Raw genomic sequence first — 23,020 nt, forward strand, 5'->3', positions numbered from 1 at the left:
AGCCGTATAAAAATGATCCGCGCAGCGGTACCTTAGATCAGCGACTTTCAGTCGCAACGGGCTTTAGCCCGCCATTCTATGGACTTTCAGTCCATAGTGGTTGAATTGCTTTGCGGGTTAATTCCGGAAGAGGCGGTTGTCGAAGCTGTTGCAGTGCTGTTAGTGTCAATACCTTTATATTGTCGCCCATAATCGTTTCAATATTATTATAAATTTCATCCTGGCGGGCAAAAGAGGTAATCAATACAGCGTCCGGATCAATCTGCGAAATGGCCTCTGGGGTCTGAATCAAGGTGCCGTTAAAAAGCCGGCCTTGTTTGCCTGGATCTCCATCCACAATGCCTATAACAACAAGCCGTGTATGGGGGATGGCGGACATAACGATTTCCGCGGTGTCCGATGCCCCGTAAAGAACTACGGTGCGAATTCCGTTGGTTTCATATTGCTTAAGCAACCGGATGATTTCTCTTTTTACGGAGGCATAAATTTGAACGGCTTCAGATGAAAAGGAAATAAAATCCTGAAATAATTTTTTTTGTCCGTTCTCTGTCAGATGATATTCTGTGGTGCGGTTTGTCTTTCCGGAGACGGTAATCAGTCCAGCCTGGCTCAGTTCTCTTATGTATATGTTTACCATTGAACTGCTCAGATGGCTTTTTTCTGCCAGAAGGTGCTGGCTGGAATGGGGCATTTCTTTGATGAGCAGTAATAAAGAAAGCCTTCTATATTCCTTGCTTGGAGAAAAATACGTTGTGGTGTAAGGGACAATCAAAAGATATAGCTCCGCTCTTTCGGTTACATGTCTATTCTGATGTAACTATGCTTCAGATTCTGTAACGGCTGAAATTGAATTCCGCTTTTCCAGGTTGCCTTTATTATTCTGAAGTATAGTATCGGTAAGAACCATCCATACATTAAATGGTTTTTTAAAAAAAAAGAAAAATTAACGTTAGATAACGATTTCTTTAAAAAAATTTATGGTTTTATGCAGGCCTTGTTCAAGTTTGACCTTGGGTTCCCATCCCAGGTTCTCTTTGGCCATGGAAATATCCGGTCTGCGCTGGGTCGGGTCATCTTCCGGCAGTGGTTTAAATACGATTTTAGATGTGGTCTGGGTAAGCCTGATGATTGTTTCGGCTAATTCGAGCATACTGAACTCCACAGGGTTTCCTAAGTTAAAAGGACCGGTAATCGTATCTTTTGTTGCCATAAAAGCAATAAAGGCGTTAATCATGTCATCCACATAGCAAAATGATCTTGTTTGACTGCCATCCCCATAGACGGTTATTGGCTCGCCTTTGAGCGCCTGAACAATAAAGTTGGACACTACACGCCCGTCGTTGGGATGCATCCTGGGGCCGTAGGTATTGAAAATACGTGCGACTTTGATATTCAGGTGATGTTGCCGATGATAATCAAAAAACAGGGTCTCTGCACATCGTTTCCCTTCGTCATAGCAGGAGCGAAGCCCGATTGGGTTGACATGTCCCCAATACTCTTCTGTTTGCGGATGAATCTGGGGATCACCGTAAACTTCACTGGTGGACGCCTGCAGAATTTTGGCCTTTGTCCGTTTAGCCAAACCAAGCATGTTTATGGCGCCGTGAACACTTGTCTTTGTGGTTTGCACCGGATCATGCTGGTAATGAACAGGCGATGCAGGACACGCAAGATTATAAATTTCATCAACTTCAACATACAGCGGAAAAGTGATGTCATGCCTCAAAATCTCGAAATTAGGTTTTCCTAAAAGGTGTTCTACGTTTTTTTTCTGGCCGGTGAAATAGTTGTCTAAGCATAGAATATCATCCCCATGTTCAACCAGGCGTTCGCATAAATGGGAACCTAAAAATCCGGCTCCGCCGGTAACCAAAATTCTTTTTTGCATGTGTTTCATTTGGCAGCCACCTTTTTGTTTTTTTGTTTCGAAAGTTAGGGGGGAGGGGTATAGCTCCGCTTTCTCGGTTCCATTGCGTCTGTTCCATTGCTTTTTAGGCGTTTCAATGCGAGATCGGTTGAAATGGTTGAGAAGTTGAATTAATCCATACCATTGCATTATACCATCGTCAAGGACTATCCATACATTAAATGGTTTTTGGAAAAATATAATAGAAACATACGCTTGAATCCTGTTTCCACAACATAATATTATCCTGGAACATGGCGGATTTTTCCACAGACTTTTCTGATTTTCGAAAATGCGTTTCAACCGAAAAAGCCTGTATTGATTATCTCATCAGCCTCAGGTGGCTGATGGGATGTCATACCGACTCTTTTTTTTGCCGGATCTAAAGTTTAGGATTGAAAAAAAATAAAACCTTCTTTATCAAGAAATAATATGTTGGGGCTGTATTCAGGCGCAATCATGTTTGAGGTAAACATTATGGCGCTTGCTTATTTGACAATTATAAAACCATTACTAAAATAGAAAGCTAATTAAAATCCGGGAGATTGAACATGGCAAAAAAAATGACCATTTTTGATGCCGTTGAGGCGTTTGAGTTGTATGACCTGTATAAAGACATAATTGATGCGTATGAAGCCGATTTTTATGCCCGGTCTGAAATGGAAACCGATCTTAGAGACCTGATTGAAGAGCATGAGGAGGTCTATGAATTTTCGTCAGATGAGGATGACGATTATGCTGAAAGCTTTGAACGTAATTTGAAAGAAGCCATCAGTATCATTTTTGATGACCACGGGCTTGATGTTCAATTTGATGATGCGTTCATGGATGAGGATATTGATGTGTATGATGATGAACCCCTGGATGGCGCTACGGGGCAGGATGAGGATGAAGGTGTCTTTGGGGAAGATGAAGATGAACTGTTTTGAAAAATAAGGATTGAGTGCTTGGATATTCAACAATTTAGATACGGTGCGGACAATCTGGGGTATTTGGTTTATAGTGAAAACTCCTGCATTGCCATTGACCCTGGAGCCTGGGAGGAGATGGCAAAATTTGCCAAAGAGAAAAATATTCCCATTGACATTGTCACCAATACCCATACCCATGCCGACCACACCCAGGGAAACAATGCACTTCTCAAAAAGACAAATGCGCGGTTTATTGACTGCACTTCGCTTTCACATGGCCAGATTCTTGACCTGAAAGACGAAACCGGGCTTGAGGTGATGCTGACCCCCGGACATACCATGGATTCGCTTTGTTTCAAGGGGGCAGGATTTGTTGTAACCGGTGACACACTGTTCAATGCCACGGTTGGCAATTGTTTTTCAGGGGATCTTGAATCCTTTTTTAACTCGTTAAAACTGTTGATGGCCCTTCCGGGTGACACCCTGGTCTATGCCGGCCATGATTACGTTCTTGAGGCGGTTAAATATGCCCGAATCATTGAACCGGATAATCCGGATTTAAGCGGGTATGCGTCCTCCTATAATCCGGCCCATGTTGTTTCCCGTCTGTCCGATGAACTTAAGGTCAACCCCTATCTGCGTTTTGACGCGTTGTCCATGATTGAGCGCCTCAAAGAAAAAAATCTGCCCAAAGAAACCCCATTTCAAAGATTCTCCTCTGTTATGGAAGTGTTCTGATCTCCTGTTTTAACAATTTAATCATGATTCGGAGTATTTTTTTTAAAATTGCTTGATAAAAACAAAAAGCAGGCGGTCTCTCATTCTGATCCGGGGTTTGCCCTGGGTCGGCATATTACCATAGAATATTACGATTGCGCATCCGATGTCCTTCTTGATAAAGTCAGGGTTGAAAAAATTCTGCTTAAAGCGGCGATAGATAGCGGGGCCACAATTATCAGCAGTTCCTTTCATCAGTTTGAACCCCAGGGGGTGTCCGGCGTAGTGATTATCGCTGAATCCCATTTTACGGTTCATGCCTGGCCCGAGCATGATTATGCAGCCGTGGATATTTTTACATGCGCAGATAATATTGATCTGGACACAGCCATTCATTCCATAGAAGCACAATTTTCATCCAAGCGGGTTTTTATCTCTTCGGATCAAAACAGGGGGATACTGCAGCCCGGATTGAACAGTCGTATGGCAAACCGCAATGAAAAGGTGATGGATAGACCAACGCTTCCCATAGCCTGGAAAAAAGTGTGTGAAAATACAAACCCCTGGGGATTGTCCACATCTGTTGATGTGTATGATTGCAGTCCTGATATGATAAACGATCCGGGCCACATAAAAAACTTTGTCTTTGGGCTGTGCGGGCTGCTTGGTATTGAAAACAAGCAGAATTCATCTGAGGTTTATTATGATGAAAACAAAACATCTGCAGGGTTTTCCATGACCCGGTCCATTGAAACATCCGGAATCTCCGGACATTTTGCCCATGCAACCCATACCGCATATCTGGATATTTTTTCCTGCAATAGTTATGAGCCCCGGGAGTTAGCAGAGTTCTCCCTGTTATATTTTCGGGGCAGCCACTACAAAATGCAGGTGGCGTTAAGACAGTAAATTTTGATCGACATATCTGAACTTGTTGATTTAATGTCTTTTTGACTAAAATTAGCCACATTATCATGTGTAGAATATAAAATATATTACAATATATTTAGTGGTCGATTTCCTTGAAATCGGACTAAATCAACAGGCTCATATATAAATGAAAAATTCAGACACGATACATAACGGATGGTTTTCAGAGGTTTGTTCCATGTGGGAAGGCATTGCCATTTCACTGAAGGTGGATGAACTTCTTTACAGTAAAAAAAGCAGGTTCCAGCAGATTGATCTGTACCAGACCCGGTCCCACGGCCGGATGCTGGTACTGGACGGGATTATTCAACTGACCGAACGGGATGAATTCAGTTACCAGGAGATGATGGCGCATCTGCCCCTGTTTTCCCACCCCCACCCTGAAAACGTACTTGTGATCGGGGGAGGAGACGGCGGCGTTTTGCGTGAGATTAATCGTCACCATGATGTCTGCTGTATTGATTTCTGTGAAATCGATGAAGAGGTCATCAAGGTTTCAAAACAGTTTCTGCCGACCCTGGCCTGCGGATTCGACGATCCCAGGGTCTGTGTTCATATTCAAGACGGAACTGCCTTTGTCCGGGAACACCCCAATTGTTATGATGTTATTATTGTGGATTCCTCGGACCCGGTTGGACCTGGTGAAGCTTTGTTTGAAAATCAGTTTTACCAGGATTTAAAGCATGCGCTTAAACCCGGGGGCCTGATTGCCACCCAAGGCGAATCCTTTTTCCTTCACCCGGACTGGGTTGAAAAACTGATGGGCATTACCCGGTCTTTGTTTCCCATACATGCCTATGCAAATATTATTGTCCCCACATATACCGGCGGTCACATCGGCATCTGTTTGGGATCTTTAGGACCTAGGCTTGCGGCACCGGCGCGTCCGGTGCCGCAAGTGCTTCAGTCCCAGCTTAAATATTATAGCCTGGGGATGCACAAAGCCGCCTTTGCGCTTCCCTATTTTGTCGAAAAAATGTTGGAGGGCAAAGGTAAATGAAGACAGAAAAACTCGATGGGCTTGAGATAAAACTTGTACACACAGTACCTGTGGACGAGCTTCAGGCCTTATACCAGGATGCCGGGTGGTGGCAGGACAATTATAAAATATCAGATGCATTTTTGCGCCAGATTCCTGAAAAATCCGCATTGTTTGCAGGTGCTTTTTGGGAAAAAAAATTAATTGGAATGGGAAGGGCCCTTTCCGATCTGTGCAGTGATGCTTATATTCAGGATATTGCCGTGCTGTCTGCCTATCAAAAACTTGGCATCGGCACCTTAATTGTAAGTTTTCTGATCCAGGAACTTAAAAAAAGGGGGGTGGACTGGATTGGATTGATCGGTGAACCGGGAACCCTTTCATTTTATGAAAAACTCGGGTTTCGGCCAATGAAGGATCACATCCCCTTTAAACTTGAATAAAAGCTATAAAAAGGAAAAACAATGATATGTCATAGCCGTCAATCCGATACCTGCAATACACCGCCAATGGTCGGCAACAGTGCTGATGATCAGCAGATAGAACCGAGTATACTAAAGCCCGGGAAATTTGATCTGGAAACCCGCCACCTGATCCTTGATTTCCTGGGCCTTTATCCACCCTGCTCATGTGAATACAGCTTTGTCAATCTTTTCTGCTGGCAGAATCTGTATCGCTATTCATGGTTTCTTTATGAGGATAGACTGGTCATTCATGACGATCGCAGCCAGGCCCTGTTCATGCCCCTGGGAGACGATTTTGAACCGGAAGCGTTGTTTTCTCTTTCAAAAAAGGCTGTTGCCGCAGGGCTGTCCGGAAACATCGGGCTGGTGCCCGAATCGTACGTGGCTATCTGGCAGGATCTGGATCGTTATTTCAGTATTACATCGGACAGGGATGCGGCTGAATATGTTTACCTGGCCGAGGCGTTGACCGGGTTGAAGGGCAGCAAACTGCATAAGAAAAAAAATCTCATTTCCCAGTTTAAGCGTGAGTATCCGGATTATTCCCTAGTCCCCATGAATGAGGACAATTGCAAGGAGGTGATGCAGTTTGAGAAGCGTCTGCTTGCCGGTATGCCTTCCATGCCCCGCTCCCTGGTTGAAGAGTCCGATGCCATGGCCATGGCCTTTTCCCATTGGAACGATTTGGGCTTGAGCGGACTGATACTGCGGGTCAAGGATGAAATTGCGGCGTTTGCTGTTTTCAGTCCCCTGTCCCCTGACACCTGGGATGTTCATTTTGAAAAATCAGATGTGGCTTTCAAGGGTGGATCCCAGATGATCAATTATGAGACTGCCAAATTTCTGAAAGGAACAGCACGATATATCAACCGGGAACAGGATCTTGGAATACCGGGACTGCGCCAGGCAAAATTGTCATATGCTCCCTATGCGTTGATAGAACCCTATTTTCTGGTGCCTAAACTGGAGTTAAGAACCCATTAATGAGGTCGTGTGGCGGCCATCTTAAAATATGATTTTGAGATGGCTTTTAAACACAAGGCCTTTGATGGTGGATGCAAGAATTATCCGGCATTTTTTTTAAGAAAATGTCCGGCGGTGATGAAATGCTTTTTAAAATAAACATTGTCCAGCGAGGTAAGTGTCACCTTGCGCCCCCTGCCCGGGGCATGGATAAATTGCCCTTTACCGATGTAAATCCCTACGTGAACAACCCCCCTTCTTCTGGGTACTGAAAAGAAGATCAGATCTGCCGGTTTGATGTCTTTTCGTGTGACTGCCGTGCAGTTTTCGAGCTGGGCACTGGCTGTTCTTGGAACATGAATCCCGATTTTGGCGTAGGTGTATACCACTAGGCCTGAGCAGTCAAACCCCTTGGGCGAAAGCCCGCCCCAGAAATAGGGACTGCCCACGGCAGTCCTGGCCGCCTGGACAATGGTCTGACGTTTTTTGCCGAAAGGGGCAGGGGCTGAGCGGTTCGTAGCAAGTTCGGATTCAAGTTCAGGTTCAGGGTCGGATTCAGGATCGGGCCGGGGGCAGGGGCTGTTGTAATATCCGGGCTGATGAGATTTTCCGGGAAGGGCAGACTGGCCGCCTGAATCATGGGGGATCCTTACTTCAGGCCTGCCACAACCAAAACAGATCAGCACAGCCAGGAAAAAGGTCAGAATATTGCGGGTTAAAAAAGTAAGTTTTGGCATAACAAAAAAAATAATGAATTGATGGAACGGTTATTCGCGCGCATTGGTGGATGGGTTCGTTTTTATTTTAAACCTGCCGGGTTATCCAATGGTGTCCAATAGGGTTCCGGTTGTTTCATCATAGGCCTGAATCATTTTTGCGTTGGCCTCAAATCCGTTTCGGGCTGGAATCTGAACAACCATCTCCTCTGCAATATTTGTATTGGATAATTCTTTTAAAGAACCGTCATTTTTAAGGGGATCTTCAACCAGCGGTGCGCTGGTCTGGGTTTGGGAGATGGACGTTTGTACCTGTCCGCTCTTTGCCTCGACGTTATATGCTCTGCCCGCCTTGAACTCGTCTGACAGGGCATTGGCAACATTATTTGAAGAAACCGACATCTGGTTTGAAAAAGCCTGTAAAGCCGAGACACTGCTCTGGATGGTCATGCTCATGATTTTTTCCTCCAAATTTACAACCTTCAAGATCCAAATACTATCAAAAAATTATCTTCATAACAATAATATTATGATTGATTTGATGAACAAGCTTGAAATCTAAAAAAATTAATGGGCTATTTAAACAGAGATGTGAAATGAATTTTGCGTATTCTGGATGGACATACTGTCTGATTTCGTGTACGCATCAGAAACCTGCTGCTGGATATAGCCGGACACTGCGGCCCCTCTCTGGTTGGCCTGTTCTTCTGCTCTTAGCTGTGTGATTTCAGCCATGGCTTTTGCCGCCTGGGATGCCGCATTTGATGCGACTTTCAAGTCCTGTGAGGATGGCTGTGCCGGTGCAAGTGCAGCGGCACGCACCTGCCGCATTTTCTGTAATGTTGCCTCGGGATCTCCAGGCTCGGACGATGTGTCAATGCTGACCTCTCCGCCTACGGCATAGCTTTTTCCGTCAGGGCCCTGCTGGTAGGAAAAGGTGGCACCAGAGGAGATATATTCGCCGCCGGCGGCAATATGGGCCATTTCGTGGGCCCGGACCTCAGTGTCAACGTTTTCAAGTTCTGAAATGAGAAGTTTTTCTTCCTGGGTAAGCCCCGACTCAGTACCGGACGCCAGGGGCTGATCTTCATCCTGGGAGGCTTCATCGTCCTGGGTCCGGGCTTGGGAAATCGAATCAACTTGTTCTTCACTGTCAGACAGGGGCAGGGTTTCACTGATATCCGTATCCTGGGCCTGGGATTCGGATCTGGAGGATAAAGATATCAGATCAGATCCCTGTTCAAGGACGGGCGGATATGTATAATAGCTGTTTATTCCTGCAGCCTGGATGTCCATAACACTTCCTTAATATTAGACACTTCTAATATACCAATTATTTCAAATATTTCAAGTAGTTATTTGAAACTGTTTCCGCTGAAGAATTCAGTATTGACAAATATTAGAAAAACGCATATCTTAAAAAGATTCGTTGTGGCGTGATTACACCGTGATGGACCGGAGAAAAGCAGGGCGCCGATTAATTGTAAGGTTGTATAAAACAGATTTCTGCCGGTTTCAAGTTTCAAGGAATTTTTTATGAGTCGACAATCCGAGGTGTCAAGGCAGACTAAGGAAACCCGGATAGATATCCGGCTGAATTTGGACGGACAGGGAAACGCTGACCTCTGCACAGGCATTCCTTTTTTTGACCACATGCTTACAGCGTTTACAGTCCATGGCTTTTTTGACCTTCGGGTTTCAGCCACAGGCGATCTTGACGTAGATTTCCATCATACCGTAGAGGACACGGGTCTTGTTCTAGGGCAGGCGATCCAGCAGGCGTTGTCTGAAAAAGGTGGTATTCAGCGGTTTGGTGATGCAAGCGTTCCCATGGATGAATCCTTGTCCCGGGTAACCATTGATTTGTCCAACCGGCCATATCTTGTTTACAATATTCCCGAGAATTTGAAGTCCCGGGGGCCTTTCGATGCACATCTTGCCAGGGAGTTCTTCCAGGCAGTCTGTGTTAAAGGCGGATTTAATCTGCATATTAATACTTGTTACGGTGAGAATGAACACCACGTACTTGAGTCCATATTCAAGGCATTCGGGCGATCTTTGCATGCTGCGACCCGTCCGGTCTCTCAAGTATCAGGCGTATTATCCACCAAGGGATGTTTATAGTTAATTGCGCGGTTCATTTGTGCGATTTATTGTTGACAGGTCGTATTCACTGCTTATCCTGTTTAACTTATATAACGTATTGATATTTTGGAGCCTGCACCACCCAGAATGCTCATCCCTGAAGAAAAAATTGCAGAAATTTTAGCTGCCTCGGATATTTTTGATGTTGTTTCCGAAGCAGTTATTCTAAAAAAGTCAGGCAGAAATTTTTTCGGTCTGTGCCCCTTTCATTCTGAAAAATCACCTTCTTTTTCCGTTAATCCCGATAAACAGATTTTTCATTGTTTCGGGTGCAGCGCCGGCGGCAATGTCCTGTCATTTGTCATGAAATATCATGGAATCTCCTTTCCCGAAGCGGCAAGGATGCTGGCCAGAAAATACAACATTGTCATTGAAACCCAAAAGATGACGCTGGAACAGCGTAAGGCCGTTCAGGCCCGGGAATCTCTTTTCCGGCTGAATAAAAATGTGATGCAGGCATATACAGGGTTTTTAAATGACCATTTAAAAGGCGATTGCGCCAGGCAGTATCTTGAACGGCGGGGAACCAGCAAACAAATCATTGAGCAGTTTCAGCTTGGATACGCCCCTGATGCCTGGGATGCTGTGGTCAATCTTTTGAAAGAAGAGAAAGTTGCCAAAGGGGTTGCGGTCCGTTCCGGTCTGGTGCTTGAGAAAAAACAGAAAAACAGCTTTTACGACAGATTTAGAAACCGGCTGATGTTTCCTATTTTTGACATCAACATGCAGGTGGCCGGATTTGGCGGCCGGGTCATGGACGACAGCATGCCCAAATACATGAACTCTCCTGAAACCCCGGTGTACAGTAAAAGCCGTATCCTTTACGGGTTGCACGCAGCAAAACAGGCATGCCGCAGGCAGGGTCAGGTGTTTATTGTGGAAGGCTATTTTGATTTTCTCTCCCTTTATCAGCACGGGATTGAAAATAGTGTGGCAAGCCTTGGTACAGCCCTGACCCGGGAGCATGTCAGGATTCTTAAAGGGTATGCAACGACCATGACCCTGGTTTTTGACTCGGATGAAGCAGGCATAAAGGCTGCCAAAAGAAGCATTGACATTTTTGTTCAGGAGGGAATTGATACCCGGATTCTGGTGCTTCCGGGAAATAATGATCCCGACTCCTATGTGATGGCCCATGGCCGGGATGCCTTTCTTGCGCTTGCAGACACTGCCAAGACAGTGATGCAGTTTTTGCTTCATCTGGCTGTGGATACCCACGGCATGTCCGTTGAAGGGCGTATCAAAATTCTGGACGAGATGAAGCAGCACCTGGCTAGGGTCCAGGATTATGCGGTCCGTTCAATTTATGTTCGGGAACTTGCTGAAACCCTTAATATTGATGAAAAGGCTGTTCTTGAAAAAGTAAAGGATGCCTATCAAAAACAGGCAAACAGACAAGCCCGTGGCCCTATCATTCCTGGGGTTGAGGAAGCATCCCAAAGCGTTCTGGAATCAGACCCAAGGGAAAAACAGATCCTTTCCATGATGCTTCACTGGCCTGAATTGATACCTGTTGCCGTGGAAAAAAAAGTACTCCCCTCCTTTTATTCAAAGCCGCTTAAACAGCTTGGCTGTTTAATCATCGACAGCGGGACGGACACACAAAATATTGTGGGTGCGGTCATGGCCCGGGTTGAAACAGACGAAGACCGGCAATTGATTGCATCCATGGCTATGGAAGATTATACCGGGGTCCAGGATCCAGTACAGACGTTTGAGATTCTGGTCAACCGGGTCATAAAGATAAAAAATAAAACCGACAGAGTGATTGTCAGTGAATTAACAAAAGTAAAAGAGGGCTGTGATGTTGATGTGATGGCGCTGCTGAAACTTAAACAGCAGCAAATCCAGCAGTTGCATGGCAGTTAACTTTAAGCCTTTGGGAGGCATATATGGCAGAAAAGACCAGCACGTCTGAACAAGGTGTGATGATCAGCAAGGACGAAATGCGCAGACTTATCAAAAAGGGAGAGGAAACAGGTATCCTGTCCTTTGCCGAAATCAATGACGCCATTTCAGATGATCTGCAAACTTTTGACCAGATAGATGATATTGTCATTCAGTTTCAGGAACTGGGTATTGAACTGGTTGATGACAGCGACGAGGATACGTCTGCCATTAACCCTGGTAAGGCAAAAAGTCTGAAAAAGACTTCCCGTTCATCAGCTTCTCGGTCATTAAAAGACAAAAGGGGCCACCTCGCTGGATCCCGCAGCGATGCTGATGACGAAGGCCTTGAAGACGATATGGATAAGAAAGGGAACAAGGATGCGTTCTCTTCCCGGCGTGAACGTTCCGATATGGAGTTTGGCGCGGTTACTGATCCTGTGAAGATGTATCTTAAAGAGATGGGGATGGTCACCCTGCTCAGCCGCGAAGGTGAAATTGAGATCGCCAAAAAAATAGAGGTCGGGGAACGGGATATACTCCGGGCCATGCTGGATTGTCCTCTGGCGCTGAATACCATTTTTATGTACGGTAAAAAAATGGAAGAGAAGGCCATGCGTCCCAAGCACATACTCCGGGATGTGGATGAGGGCGATGGGGTGGTTGATGAAGTCACCAAACAGGAAAAGTTCCTTGAATCCCTATCTCGGATAAGAGCCTTGCATGAGCAGAATCAGTCCTGCCGTGATCAGCTTGAAAATATCAGGAAAGGGACAAAAAAATACAGCAGCCTTGGGGAACAGATTGACTGCAACACAGAAGAAATTTTTGAGTTGCTTAAAAGCTGGCGATTTGAATCCAATGTTATTGATAACATAGAAAAGAGTATCCGAAACACAATAACCTGGTTCAAAACCGTGGACGATCTGCTGATCAGGTGTGCCAAAACATTTAATGTACAGCTCAGCACCATGATGAAACAAATAAAAGACCAGGCTACTTTTGTTGAATGGGCCATGACGAGAAACGAAATCACCCTGGACCGTGCCACGATCCTTTTTCATGATATTACAGCCTTGTGCGAGCAGGTTACCGTAAAAAAGAACCTGGTCAAAGGCAGTGCGGATGATTTGAGTGCGATTGTTTATGGGATTGAAATAGGGCGTAAAAACGCTGATTCCGCCAAGCGGGAACTGGTCCGTGCCAACCTGAGGCTTGTGGTCAGTATTGCCAAAAAATATACCAACAGGGGATTGCAGTTTCTTGATTTGATCCAGGAAGGCAATATCGGTTTGATGAAGGCGGTGGATAAATTTGAGTATCGCCGGGGATACAAGTTTTCCACATATGCCACCTGGTGGATCCGCCAGGCCATTACCCGCGCCATTGCAGACCAGGCCAGAACCATCAGGATTCCGGTTCATATGATCGAAACCATTAATAAGCTGATCCGCACCTCCCGGTACCTGGTTCAGGAGATGGGCAAGGAACCTTCACCCGAAGAAATTGCCGAAAAAATGGAAATCCCCATTGATAAGGTTCGGCGGGTACTTAAGATTGCCAAGGAGCCCATTTCCCTTGAAACACCCATTGGTGAGGAAGAAGACAGCCATCTTGGTGATTTCATTGAAGACAAGAAATTTTCTATTCCTTCCGAGGCTGCCATTGATTTAAGCCTTGCCGAACAGACGCGTAAAATACTGGCAACGCTTACGCCCAGGGAGGAAAAAGTGTTAAGGATGCGTTTTGGTATCGGAGAAAAGTCTGATCACACGTTAGAAGAGGTTGGAAAGGATTTTACCGTTACAAGGGAGCGTATCCGCCAGATTGAAGCCAAGGCCTTGCGTAAACTTCGTCATCCGACCAGGAGCAAAAAGCTAAAAACTTTTATAGAGAATTAGTGCTTGACAGTAAACAGGCGTTACTATATATATCTCAAATTTGCTTGTAATACAGTAGCAAAGCGGCTTTCCGGGCCTATAGCTCAGTTTGGCAGAGCCACCGGCTCATAACCGGTCGGTCCCTGGTTCGAACCCAGGTGGGCCCACCAAAGAACCTATTCATGTATAAGATTTTAAGCAGGAAAGCCAATGAATATGCTGAAAAGAGGGAAAGGATGACCAGGTCATACATGGATATGCCTGTAAATCAATACGAAAATAGACTGAATCTAAAGCGTGGAGTGTACTCCACGCTTTTTTATTTTAAGGCGGCTTGAAAGAATGCCCACGGTAAAACAGGTTATTGATATTATAGATCAAATTGCGCCTTTTTCCCTTGCTGAATCCTGGGACAATTCAGGGCTCCAGGCAGGTGATCCCGGGTGGCAGGTATCCAAGCTCCTGATTGCCCTGGATATCACAGACAAGGCCCTGGCCGAAGCGGAAAAGCTGGGGTGTGACATGCTGATTACCCATCATCCCCTGATGATGTCTCCTGAAAAACAGATTGATTTCAGCCGGATGCCTGGAACCGCCATCCTGACCAGTGCCAGATCCCGGATCGCCCTGGTCTGTGCCCATACAAATCTGGATAAAGCCCAGGACGGTCTGAACGACTATCTGGCCCAAAAACTGGACATCTTTTGCACCCATGTTTTTCTTGCCGATGTCATGGAAGATGACTCTGCCGGTCAGGTCCAGGGGCTTGGGCGCATCGGGCAGATTGGTGGGTCCATGACACTTGAGCAACTGGGGCTCCGGATTAAAGAAAAATTGGGAATTGCCCGGGTAAGAATCATTGGTAATCCCGGGAACATGGTATCAACCGCAGTACTATGTTCGGGTTCAGGCGGTTCCTTGACAACGCATTTTTTAGGGTCAGGAATGGATGTATATATCACCGGGGATCTGAAGTACCACGAGGCCCGGGATATAGAGTCCCATGGTAAATCCGCTGTGGATGTCGGCCACTTTTATTCTGAATCCATTGCCATTGAGCTTTTGAAAATCCGTCTCGGACAGGTGTTTGATGCTTTGGGGTATCAGATTGTAATTCATACGTATGATCAGGAACAAGATCCATTTTTAACCATATGAGGATGTAACACCTTATGTCAAAACCAGTTATGTCAAAACCAGATATTGCTACCCTTGTAAAACTTCAGGAGGCTGAAACCCAGATAGTCCGTCTTAAGGATGTACTGAACGAGGTCGAAAAAAAGAAAATCAAACTGGCATCCAGGCTCAAACAGTTTGCGGCAGCACTTAAGGAAAATACCGAAGAGCTTGAGATGCTTGAAAAAAATTGTCTTGACAGTGAAGCGGAAATCAAAGTTGTTGACGCCCGTATTATCAAAAGCAACGAAACCTTGCGCAATGTCAATACAAATAAAGAGTATCAGGTTTTGCTCAGGGAGGTGGATGATAACAAAAAAAGAAAAGATGCCTTAGAAACAGCCCTGTTACAGATCATGGAAGAGCGGGAAAAATCCCAGGCTATTGTGGATGAAAGTACAAAAGAGTATCAGCAGCTTGAAGAACAGATCAAAGCGGAACAGAACCGGATTGAAGAACAAACCACGAAAGACCGGGAGCTTCTTGGGGAATATATTGAAAGCCAGAAAGAAATTGGTGTAAGGTTGGATACCAAACTTTTAGATCGGTTCAAACGCATTTCCAAAATGAACCAGGGATCTGCCGTTGCCAAGGTCCAGGATCAGGTCTGTCTAGGGTGTTTTATGAATATCCCGCCCCAGCTGTATATTGAGGTTCAGCGGGCAAACGAGTTGATATTCTGCCCCCAGTGCAGCCGGATTCTTTATTATGAAAAAAGCTGATGCTTTGGGTTGAGTTGAAGAATAATTTTTAATTTCGGTCTGACTGGAACGAACGGTCGCCGGGCGAATAAACGCCGGGAGGAAAGTCCGAACACCGCAGGGCAGGACGCTCCATAACGTGGAGTCACGGTGACGTGAAGGAAAGTGCAACAGAGAGTAGACCGCCCAGCTACTCATTGAGCGGAACAGGTGTATTTAGTACTGATGGCTTGTTCCATTGAATGAGTAGCTGGGTAAGGGTGAAACGGTGCGGTAAGAGCGCACCAGTTCCCCGGGTGACCGGGGAAGCTTGGTAAACCCCGTCCGGTGCAAGACCAAATAGAGAGACGTTTGAGGGCTGCCCGCCCAAGTCTCCGGGTAGGTTGCTTGAGATGTATGGCAACATGCATCCTAGATGAATGACCGTTGATCTTTTTGCGGGTAACCGCAAAGAGGTAACAGAATTCGGCTTACGGGCCGGTCGGACCGAAATTTTCAATACCGGATAAATAGTTATGAATGACACCTGTGACATATCTTTTAACGAAAAGGCAAATATTTTTTCATATGAGTATCTTCAGTGCATTCTGTTCATTGTTGGACTGAATGACGACAGTTATCTTTTTACCAAGAAACTTTGCTCAAAACTGATCATCACCTCCCACATCATGGAAGATTTTCTTGACTTCCACGGTGCAAAAAAAAACAAGGACTGGGTGTTTTACCGTGCAATATCCGCAGCCATTCGACACCTTTCCCTGGCCTGTTATTCCCAGCGCCACACCCTGGACCGGTTCGATTTTTACAATTTCGGGAATCAGAACCACAGTGCCTTTAAACATGAAGCACTGGATATGCTTAAATTTCTCCAGGATGCCATTTATCAGGCCGCACCTGTTGCCTTAAAAGAGGCAAAACGTTTGGGTATCACCATCCCGGAATCCGGCTATGACCTGGACTATTTTCCCGGCATTGCCACTGCCGGTCAACTGGAACATAATATTGACGATACCATGCCCAAAAGAAGTCAGAAAAAAAATCTGACGCGAATCGCCAGTCAATTTCTTGAGCTGATCCGGGATTTTGAACAGTTTACCTTTTACGAACGGTATAACCTTGAGACCATTTACAAGCTTGTCCCTGACGTTATCAACGAGGTGACAATCCGGAGCTATGAGATGCGGGTGCATAATATCCAGTCCTCTTTTGATTCCTATGTGGTCACGACGTTGCAATCTCCTGATGTTGAAATTTTAAGCCAGCTGCGCAGCCATTTTTCCATTGTATTTCATATTCTGCAGGTTATGGGGCGTTTGCTCCATTTTTATGAGCGCCACCTGTATGATACCGGTTTCAAACATGTGTATAAAAACATCAGTCTGTCCCTTTCCGATCTCATTGATCCGGATGCGGTTCTGGACCGTGCCATAAATTATTGTCTGTATTATGCAGGCCGGTTTTTATCCTCGGGCAAGAATGTAGCCACCCGGGTTTTAAACGATAATATGGAATCAGACACAATTGACGTGGGTATTCCCAAAGACAGAGGGTTTCACAGCCGGCCAAGCCTTCTGGTGGCAAAGATTGTCCAGCATTACGGCGGAGAAGTTAAGCTTCATGTGGGAAAAGACCAGTTTGATGCCGCCTCGGTCCTTGATATTCAGTGGGCCGGGGGAAAAATTAAAAAAGAAAACATTGAGACGGTCGTCTTTACGGGAGATTCCAGGGCGTTGAATGATTTAAAAATCCTGGCCAGTGTTAATTACGGTGAGGACCATATGGGCAAGGGCATTCCCTTGCCCTGTGAATTGAACTACCTGATTTAAAGGTCATGTTTAAAATTCATGCCTGACACAGAAAATAAAGAGTCCGTTAAAAATATTGCCGTTGTTGTGGCAGGTGGAAAAGGTCTGCGCATGCAGTCCACTGTTAAAAAACAGTTCATTGATCTGGAAGGTGTTCCGGTAATTGTTCACACGCTTACCGCCTTTGACACGCACTGCCGGGTGGATGAGATTATTCTGGTAGTACCGGAACCGGATCTGGATTTTACCCGCAATGACCTGATGCACCGATTTTCATTTTCAACACCCTTGCATATTATCAAAGGTGGTGTTACCCGCCAGGATTCCGTGGGCAATGGCCTTGATAAAGCGTTGAAAATGTGTGCTCAACCTGAAACAACCTTTGTGTTGATTCATGACGGGGTTCGGCCCTTTGTGGGTGAAAATCTGGTGGACCGGTGCCTTGACGGTGCTTTGAAACATGGTGCCTGCATCCCGGTTCTGGGGATCTTTGATACAGTAAAAAGGGGGGATAAAAATGGCAGGATTATCTGCACCCTTGACCGGGATGGACTGTTCCGGGCCCAGACGCCCCAGGTCTTTCGTCTGGACCTGATTGTCAAGGCTGTTGCCCATGCCCGGAATACCGGCTTTTGGGGCACGGATGAAGCGTCGGTCTGCGAACATGCGAAACTCCCGGTGGATATGGTGGAGGGCGGACCATTCAATATTAAACTCACCTCTCCCCAGGATCTGATTTTCGCAGGCCTGATTCTTCGAGCAAAAAAAGAGGCCGCATTCACCGGGCATTCAGGTTCTTTTTTAGGTTAAGATCATCAGCCGTCCTGGCTTTACATGACCATCTTATTTTATACCGCACCGGGGTTTACTTTGTTGCACAATTATGGCAGATTACTAATCTAAATGGTGTGAAAAATCCCGCAATAAACCTGTCCAAAGCTTTTAGGGATTGACTTTGAATTAAACTTACGCATAATCAGTTAATGAGATTCAGCATTATTTATTACACACTAATCATCCCCGGAGGTGCCTGAAATGGCGGAAAAACCCGTGATCAAGATTGGATATCTTAAAATCACTGATCATTTCATTCTCGGTGTAACAGCTAGAAAATTACAACAAGGTATGGAAACCTTTCAACACTGCACACTGGAACCTGTGGTTAAAAACGGGTGGAACGAAGTTGCTGACGCACTTTCTGCAAAATCCCTGGACGGGGCGCTGGTTCTGGCACCGACAGCCATGGACCTTTTCAAGTCCGGTGTTGATCTCAAACTGCTGTTGCTGGCCCATAAATCCGGCAGTGTTCTGGTTAAAAATAAAAGGGCCAATATCAATTCTGTTGAGGATTTCGCGGGTAAGACCGTACTGATTCCCTATCAGCTTTCCATCCACAATATGCTGTTTCACAAGCTGTTATCCGAAAAAGGGTTGAAACCCGGACGTGCCACGGAAAAGGGAATTGATGTCACCCTTGAGGTTGTTGCACCTTTCCAGATGCCCGAAGCCCTTGAGTATGACGAAGCCGGCGAAATCGGCGGGTTTATCGTCGCTGAACCCTTTGGCTCCCAGGTGATAGCATCCGGGCATGGTGAAGAATTTGAACTGTCAAAAAATTTGTGGGCTAAGCATCCCTGCTGTGTTTTTGTCATGCGCACCGAGGTGATTGAAAAGAATCCCGAAGCCATTCAGGAAATTTGCACAAGTTTTGTCCGGTCCGGGATTGCCATTGATGCCCAGCCTGGACCTGCCTCAATTATTGGCGCTGATTTTCTTTCCCAGGATAAGAATATCATCCTGCGGGTGCTTACAGACCCGCCAGACCGGATTCTGACAGGAGAGCTTTATCCCGGAAAAGAAGATCTTGATATTATCCAGAAATATATGATGGATAAAATGAATATTATGACTTCTCTCATTGATCTGGATAAATTTGTGGATACGCGCTTTGCCGATGCGGCAGGGGCAAAATAAAAAAAAATTTTGCAGGGTCCCTTATTTTGCGGAATCAATAAAGCCGTAAATTTTATCCATGGCTTTCAATCCCCAGGCGGGTTTCCCGGACAGGGTGGCGACACCATCGCGATTGAGGCGATCTGTTGTCTGCTGAGCTGTAAAGCCCTGTTCCTTTAATTCAATAATGATTTTCATGACAGCAGCCTTGTATTTACCCATATCCTGATCCGGCGAAATATCCGGTTTTATCACGGGTGTTTCCTTAACCTGGATGTCTGCCCCAGGCGGCACCTGCCCTGATTTTTCCCCGGTGCCGTCCACAAGCAACGACAGATCATCCATGGAATCCTGGGATTGATCCGGTTTTTCAACCAGTGCGGATAAATCATCTAAATCCGCAACAGCCTTTTTACCGGCAGGTTCTTCAATAAGCTTGGACAGATCATCCAACTCTTCATGAAAAGCCTTTGGCATATCCGGCACATGGGTATCCATATCCACAAGGCTGAACAGATCATCAAGGTCATCTTCATTATCCAGGGCATTAGACGAAGACAAATCAGAATCAACCAGTTTTGACAAATCATCCATATCATTTGACAGATTCTTTGCATCAGGTACTGGCGGCGTCTCTTCCAGCAGGCTTTCAAGGTTGTCAAGGTCTTTGTACGGATCTGGTACAGAGTCAATCAATGAGGATAAGTCATCAATATCTTTAGGTGCCAGGTCCGTTTCTTTGACCAGCAAAGACAGGTCATCCATGTCGGAAGAACCAATGTCTTCAAGATCTTTGTGATCCTGGGCCTTGAATGGGTCTTCCATGGGGACAGGGGATTCAAACAGATGCTCATTTTCATTAGCGTTGATATCCAAAGGGCTTTGGTCAAGCCCGGGTTCTTCTTCTTCCAAGGCCAGGGTTTCCACGGCGCGTCCGGCAATTTCCATGGCCTGGGGAGCAGCACTATGCCGCAGGTTCATTTCCTGCAATGCCAGGGCAATGTTTGTCATTGCATCGGCTTTTTTTTCTTCTGCTGCTGCCCGTTTTTCCATGGCATCGGCTTTTCTTTCTTCCACCCGGGTAAGTGCTTCCTGGGCTAAAGCAATACGGTCTTGTTTTTCGATAAATATCCGGAGCATATCCTTGAATAAAGATGCCGATTCTATATCCACAGAGCGTGTACCTTGGTTGCCGGCAGGAGGTTGTACATTTGCCGTAACATTAAGCATTTCTGCTTCCTGGGCAAGGAATGCCTCAATCTGATCGGGGAGTATACCTGTATCCAGAAATTTTTTAATTTTTAAAAGGGTGGTAACCGCCTGTTCAGTGTAACATGTTTCATGGTTGACAATTTGTGTGGCAAGCCACGGACTGAACCGATGTAAAATGAACTTTAAAGTGGCCTTGCCCATATCCAGCTCATCTATCAGATCCTCAATGGTCAACAGCTTTGAACGGGTCATTATTTCCCTCATTTGCGAAAGTTAATTTAAGTTATGTTCTTTTATTGGTATCATAAAATCAAGGAGACCAAAAGCGTTTATAGCAAAGGAGAATACGGGTGCGATAGTATTTGACACTTTTTTTTTCGCTTGATATATCTCTCCAAGATAGTCCTGTTTCAAGATATTAAAAAGCGCAAATTTTTCAACCCTGACAAAAACCTGTGTACTGTCTTTTTTCCGGGAAGCTAAAGCGCTTTTAACCTATCTATCCAGTCCGGAAAACAATCCGGAAAAGAAGAATTTAACTAAATTCCAACCAAAGACTTGGCAGCACTTGCCGCCTTTGCTGCCCATGGAGGGTAAAATGGCCACTACAACAGATCCTAAGACCTTTAACCACCACGTCGAAGCCGTTAAAAAGGGGACCCGGGTATTTGAGGATGCGTTCCAGGGGGTCTCCCGCATGATTCTGGACGCCGGTATCCGCAAGGTCACGGTCAAGGGAAAGACCACCTACCAGTTTGACCTGTTCAGCGGAGGCAAAAGGCACCTGGTGGGCATGTATGACGAAATCAATTCCTTTGTCTCTTTTGTCAAAGATGCCTCCGAAGGTGGGTCTTCCAGGGAAATGGCTTATGTCCTGGTGGGCGAGCCGGGGAATGGAAAAACCTTTTTTGTGGAATACCTGTGCGCCCGGTACAGAGAGTTTTTATCAACCCCCCAAAATATGAAGTATACGTTCCGTTTTAAGAATCTTGATAAGCTGGGCGGATATGGCAGGATCAATGTGATCGAATCCCAGACTTACGAGGATCCCATGATTCTTGCCATGAGTTTTAAGGAGAACAAAGATGCCTCCGCAAGTTATCTTGCCAAAGCATTTAAGTTCAAGGATAAGGAGATAGAAGTCCTTTATGAGAAGTATCGTCCTCTAGGGGCCTGTTCGGCCTATATATGGCATCAGATCCGGGAATATTGTGATGATACCCCTGCCGACATGATGGAATTCATCGAAATTGTCCCGGTACCGTTAATAGAAAGTCTTGGCACGATTACCGGCAAATATCCGGCCAAGGACAAAATCACCTCTTCGGCCGTGGATCTTATGGGTGAAGAGTCCATCCAGCGACTGCTGCATATCCCGGATTCCAACAACCCCTACCGGTTTGACCTGCGCCGGGGCGCTCTGGCCCGGGTGGCCGGCGGCGGCATCCATTTTGCCGATGAAATTTATAAAAACAAAAAGGATCTGGTGCAGGTGTATCTTGGTGTGATCCAGAACCGTATGATTGAACTGGATGGGTTTAAATGGCCCATTGACACCCTGATTATCGCCACCTCAAATAACTCCGAGTTCAACACCTTTTTGATGGAACGTGAAGAAGCTCCCATTGTTGACCGGTGCCGGATCTGCTATGTGGCCCATAATACGGATTATAAGATCCAGAAAACGTTGACCGAATATGCCATCGGCACTGATGTCAAGCGTTCCCTTGACCAGGAAGTACTTCACCAGGATCCAAATTTGAACCACGCCGCATCCGTTGCCGTGGTGCTGACCCGGCTTCCCCGGTCCGACAAACTCACTCCCGTTGAAATCATGAAGCTTGCCGCAGGGGAGGTCGCGGGTGAAAAAAGCCTTAAAACCCTGGCTGAGCTCATTGACCAGCTCAACCAGGATACGGATATTACCAAACGCTTTGGCCAGAAAGGCCTGGGACAGAGAAACCTTGGCCGGGCCGTGCAGTTCCTTCTGGAATCTTCTGAAACCAATGACGGCAAGTGCATGTTTGCCCTGGATATTTTCAACGCCCTGAACCGGGTGGTACTTGATTATGTTCAGGAACCTGCTGACCGGGCCAAGTTCATGGAAGATCTGAAAATTGCCAGGGGCCTTTACCGGGAACGCATCATGACAGAGATGTTCAACGCATACATGGACGAACCGCTGGCCATCAAAAAGGATGTACTCAACTATGTAAATATGATCATTGGTGTGGATGCCGAACACCTGGGGTCTGATATGATGTGGAAGTACAAGGATCCCCAGACAGGCGAGCTTCGGGCCCTTAAAATTGATGAGCGGTATATCAAAAACGTAGAGGAGCGCCTGGGCCTTAAAACCGAGGAACAGCGCGCCTCCTTTAGAAATTCCATTAGAAAGATCTATGGACAGAAATTGTCTGTGGATGCCAATTATGATTTCATGGACAATCTGGAACTGGTTAAAGCCGTGACCGATGTCCGGCTTAAATCGGACATTGCCGGGGCCGGTTCTTTGATCGGGGCCCTGGCCAACCGGACCAATGAAGAAAATCAAAAACTGTATGACAGGATGATTTACACCATGGATCAGAAGCTTGGGTACTGCCCTACCTGTGCCCAGAAAACCATAGAGTATTTCTGCAGCCAGGAAGATGATAAATAGTGTTTGAACGCAA

General features: G+C 45.9%; 21 protein-coding genes, 1 tRNA gene and 1 other RNA gene. 17 read left to right on the plus strand and 6 right to left on the minus strand.

The window, feature by feature from the left end:
* Positions 1–76: 76 nt before the first annotated feature.
* Positions 77–772, minus strand: coding sequence for a winged helix-turn-helix transcriptional regulator (locus Q366_RS04435; protein ID WP_156968111.1), 696 nt, complete (start codon positions 770–772; stop codon positions 77–79).
* A 177-nt stretch (positions 773–949) separates the two neighbouring features.
* A complete protein-coding gene (locus Q366_RS04440) occupies positions 950–1,897 on the minus strand; it encodes a UDP-glucuronic acid decarboxylase family protein (protein WP_035236696.1) in 948 nt (315 codons plus the stop codon).
* A 560-nt stretch (positions 1,898–2,457) separates the two neighbouring features.
* Between Q366_RS04440 and Q366_RS04445 the strand changes: the two genes are divergently transcribed.
* The 6 genes from Q366_RS04445 (at position 2,458) to Q366_RS04470 (ending at position 6,891) form a co-directional block, all read left to right on the plus strand.
* Entirely contained in the window at positions 2,458–2,835 is a 378-nt protein-coding gene (locus tag Q366_RS04445) for a hypothetical protein (protein ID WP_035236699.1), read from the plus strand.
* Positions 2,836–2,853: 18 nt separating this feature from the next.
* The gene (locus tag Q366_RS04450) at positions 2,854–3,555 is read left to right on the plus strand and encodes a hydroxyacylglutathione hydrolase family protein (protein ID WP_035236702.1); all 702 of its coding nucleotides are present in this window, start codon (positions 2,854–2,856) and stop codon (positions 3,553–3,555) included.
* A gap of 48 nt (positions 3,556–3,603) precedes the next feature.
* On the plus strand, positions 3,604–4,443 hold the full coding sequence (gene speD, locus Q366_RS20030; RefSeq protein ID WP_051957817.1) for an adenosylmethionine decarboxylase: 840 nt from the start codon (positions 3,604–3,606) through the stop codon (positions 4,441–4,443).
* 148 nt (positions 4,444–4,591) lie between these two features.
* Positions 4,592–5,464 (plus strand): polyamine aminopropyltransferase, encoded by an 873-nt coding sequence (speE, locus tag Q366_RS04460; RefSeq protein ID WP_051957818.1) that lies wholly within the window; start codon positions 4,592–4,594, stop codon positions 5,462–5,464.
* Positions 5,461–5,886 (plus strand): GNAT family N-acetyltransferase, encoded by a 426-nt coding sequence (locus Q366_RS04465; RefSeq protein ID WP_035236705.1) that lies wholly within the window; start codon positions 5,461–5,463, stop codon positions 5,884–5,886. The genes speE and Q366_RS04465 overlap by 4 nt, the downstream gene beginning before the upstream one ends.
* 21 nt (positions 5,887–5,907) lie before the next feature.
* Positions 5,908–6,891 carry a DUF2156 domain-containing protein gene (locus Q366_RS04470; protein WP_051957819.1) on the plus strand — a complete coding sequence of 328 codons (984 nt, stop codon included), beginning with the start codon at positions 5,908–5,910 and terminating at the stop codon, positions 6,889–6,891.
* A gap of 80 nt (positions 6,892–6,971) precedes the next feature.
* On the opposite strand, the gene Q366_RS04475 is transcribed toward Q366_RS04470, so the two are convergent.
* The 3 genes from Q366_RS04475 to Q366_RS04485 all read right to left on the minus strand — a co-directional run bounded on the left by Q366_RS04475 (position 6,972) and on the right by Q366_RS04485 (position 8,882).
* Positions 6,972–7,607, minus strand: coding sequence for a C40 family peptidase (locus tag Q366_RS04475; protein ID WP_035236708.1), 636 nt, complete (start codon positions 7,605–7,607; stop codon positions 6,972–6,974).
* 81 nt (positions 7,608–7,688) lie between these two features.
* Positions 7,689–8,042: a flagellar basal body rod C-terminal domain-containing protein gene (locus tag Q366_RS04480; protein WP_035236711.1), complete on the minus strand. Its 354-nt coding sequence runs from the start codon at positions 8,040–8,042 to the stop codon at positions 7,689–7,691.
* Between the two features lie 123 nt (positions 8,043–8,165).
* On the minus strand, positions 8,166–8,882 hold the full coding sequence (locus Q366_RS04485; protein WP_035236714.1) for a putative metalloprotease CJM1_0395 family protein: 717 nt from the start codon (positions 8,880–8,882) through the stop codon (positions 8,166–8,168).
* A 240-nt stretch (positions 8,883–9,122) separates the two neighbouring features.
* Between Q366_RS04485 and hisB the strand changes: the two genes are divergently transcribed.
* From hisB to Q366_RS04530, 10 genes are all read left to right on the plus strand, one after another.
* Positions 9,123–9,710: an imidazoleglycerol-phosphate dehydratase HisB gene (gene hisB, locus Q366_RS04490; RefSeq protein WP_035236717.1), complete on the plus strand. Its 588-nt coding sequence runs from the start codon at positions 9,123–9,125 to the stop codon at positions 9,708–9,710.
* A gap of 108 nt (positions 9,711–9,818) precedes the next feature.
* A complete protein-coding gene (dnaG, locus tag Q366_RS04495; protein WP_035236719.1) occupies positions 9,819–11,600 on the plus strand; it encodes a DNA primase in 1,782 nt (593 codons plus the stop codon).
* A 23-nt stretch (positions 11,601–11,623) separates the two neighbouring features.
* Positions 11,624–13,519: an RNA polymerase sigma factor RpoD gene (rpoD, locus tag Q366_RS04500; RefSeq protein WP_035236722.1), complete on the plus strand. Its 1,896-nt coding sequence runs from the start codon at positions 11,624–11,626 to the stop codon at positions 13,517–13,519.
* 72 nt (positions 13,520–13,591) lie between these two features.
* Positions 13,592–13,668: transfer RNA gene (locus Q366_RS04505), tRNA-Ile, on the plus strand.
* 172 nt (positions 13,669–13,840) lie between these two features.
* On the plus strand, positions 13,841–14,656 hold the full coding sequence (locus Q366_RS04510) for a Nif3-like dinuclear metal center hexameric protein (protein ID WP_035236724.1): 816 nt from the start codon (positions 13,841–13,843) through the stop codon (positions 14,654–14,656).
* 14 nt (positions 14,657–14,670) lie between these two features.
* Positions 14,671–15,396, plus strand: a complete 726-nt coding sequence (locus Q366_RS04515; RefSeq protein ID WP_245619871.1) for a zinc ribbon domain-containing protein — start codon at positions 14,671–14,673, stop codon at positions 15,394–15,396.
* A gap of 39 nt (positions 15,397–15,435) precedes the next feature.
* Positions 15,436–15,864: RNase P RNA component class A (rnpB, locus tag Q366_RS20060), an RNA gene on the plus strand.
* Positions 15,865–15,890: 26 nt separating this feature from the next.
* The gene (locus Q366_RS04520) at positions 15,891–17,201 is read left to right on the plus strand and encodes an HPr family phosphocarrier protein (RefSeq protein ID WP_035236726.1); all 1,311 of its coding nucleotides are present in this window, start codon (positions 15,891–15,893) and stop codon (positions 17,199–17,201) included.
* A gap of 18 nt (positions 17,202–17,219) precedes the next feature.
* Entirely contained in the window at positions 17,220–17,990 is a 771-nt protein-coding gene (gene ispD, locus Q366_RS04525; RefSeq protein WP_035236728.1) for a 2-C-methyl-D-erythritol 4-phosphate cytidylyltransferase, read from the plus strand.
* Positions 17,991–18,215: 225 nt separating this feature from the next.
* On the plus strand, positions 18,216–19,154 hold the full coding sequence (locus Q366_RS04530; RefSeq protein ID WP_035236730.1) for an ABC transporter substrate-binding protein: 939 nt from the start codon (positions 18,216–18,218) through the stop codon (positions 19,152–19,154).
* A 21-nt stretch (positions 19,155–19,175) separates the two neighbouring features.
* Here the strand turns inward: Q366_RS04530 and Q366_RS04535 are convergent, their stop codons facing one another.
* Positions 19,176–20,597: a hypothetical protein gene (locus Q366_RS04535; protein ID WP_035236732.1), complete on the minus strand. Its 1,422-nt coding sequence runs from the start codon at positions 20,595–20,597 to the stop codon at positions 19,176–19,178.
* 346 nt (positions 20,598–20,943) lie between these two features.
* Between Q366_RS04535 and Q366_RS04540 the strand changes: the two genes are divergently transcribed.
* A complete protein-coding gene (locus Q366_RS04540) occupies positions 20,944–23,007 on the plus strand; it encodes a serine protein kinase (RefSeq protein WP_035236734.1) in 2,064 nt (687 codons plus the stop codon).
* Positions 23,008–23,020: the final 13 nt, after the last annotated feature.

Origin of the sequence: Desulfobacter vibrioformis DSM 8776 (assembly GCF_000745975.1) — a bacterium.
Classification (GTDB): Bacteria; Desulfobacterota; Desulfobacteria; order Desulfobacterales; family Desulfobacteraceae; genus Desulfobacter; species Desulfobacter vibrioformis.

Excerpts from the sequence above, each read along its gene's own strand:
- Q366_RS04465 (WP_035236705.1), top strand. The coding sequence starts at position 5,461 with ATGAAGACAGAAAAACTCGATGGGCTTGAGATAAAACTTGTACACACA.
- Q366_RS04440 (WP_035236696.1), bottom strand. The coding sequence starts at position 1,897 with ATGAAACACATGCAAAAAAGAATTTTGGTTACCGGCGGAGCCGGATTT.
- Q366_RS04515 (WP_245619871.1), top strand. The coding sequence starts at position 14,671 with ATGTCAAAACCAGTTATGTCAAAACCAGATATTGCTACCCTTGTAAAA.
- hisB (WP_035236717.1), top strand. The coding sequence starts at position 9,123 with ATGAGTCGACAATCCGAGGTGTCAAGGCAGACTAAGGAAACCCGGATA.
- Q366_RS04480 (WP_035236711.1), bottom strand. The coding sequence starts at position 8,042 with ATGAGCATGACCATCCAGAGCAGTGTCTCGGCTTTACAGGCTTTTTCA.
- Q366_RS04485 (WP_035236714.1), bottom strand. The coding sequence starts at position 8,882 with ATGGACATCCAGGCTGCAGGAATAAACAGCTATTATACATATCCGCCC.
- speE (WP_051957818.1), top strand. The coding sequence starts at position 4,592 with ATGAAAAATTCAGACACGATACATAACGGATGGTTTTCAGAGGTTTGT.
- Q366_RS04470 (WP_051957819.1), top strand. The coding sequence starts at position 5,908 with ATGATATGTCATAGCCGTCAATCCGATACCTGCAATACACCGCCAATG.
- Q366_RS04520 (WP_035236726.1), top strand. The coding sequence starts at position 15,891 with ATGAATGACACCTGTGACATATCTTTTAACGAAAAGGCAAATATTTTT.
- dnaG (WP_035236719.1), top strand. The coding sequence starts at position 9,819 with ATGCTCATCCCTGAAGAAAAAATTGCAGAAATTTTAGCTGCCTCGGAT.
- Q366_RS04510 (WP_035236724.1), top strand. The coding sequence starts at position 13,841 with ATGCCCACGGTAAAACAGGTTATTGATATTATAGATCAAATTGCGCCT.
- Q366_RS04445 (WP_035236699.1), top strand. The coding sequence starts at position 2,458 with ATGGCAAAAAAAATGACCATTTTTGATGCCGTTGAGGCGTTTGAGTTG.
- ispD (WP_035236728.1), top strand. The coding sequence starts at position 17,220 with ATGCCTGACACAGAAAATAAAGAGTCCGTTAAAAATATTGCCGTTGTT.
- Q366_RS04535 (WP_035236732.1), bottom strand. The coding sequence starts at position 20,597 with ATGACCCGTTCAAAGCTGTTGACCATTGAGGATCTGATAGATGAGCTG.
- Q366_RS04475 (WP_035236708.1), bottom strand. The coding sequence starts at position 7,607 with ATGCCAAAACTTACTTTTTTAACCCGCAATATTCTGACCTTTTTCCTG.
- Q366_RS04540 (WP_035236734.1), top strand. The coding sequence starts at position 20,944 with ATGGCCACTACAACAGATCCTAAGACCTTTAACCACCACGTCGAAGCC.
- rpoD (WP_035236722.1), top strand. The coding sequence starts at position 11,624 with ATGGCAGAAAAGACCAGCACGTCTGAACAAGGTGTGATGATCAGCAAG.
- Q366_RS04530 (WP_035236730.1), top strand. The coding sequence starts at position 18,216 with ATGGCGGAAAAACCCGTGATCAAGATTGGATATCTTAAAATCACTGAT.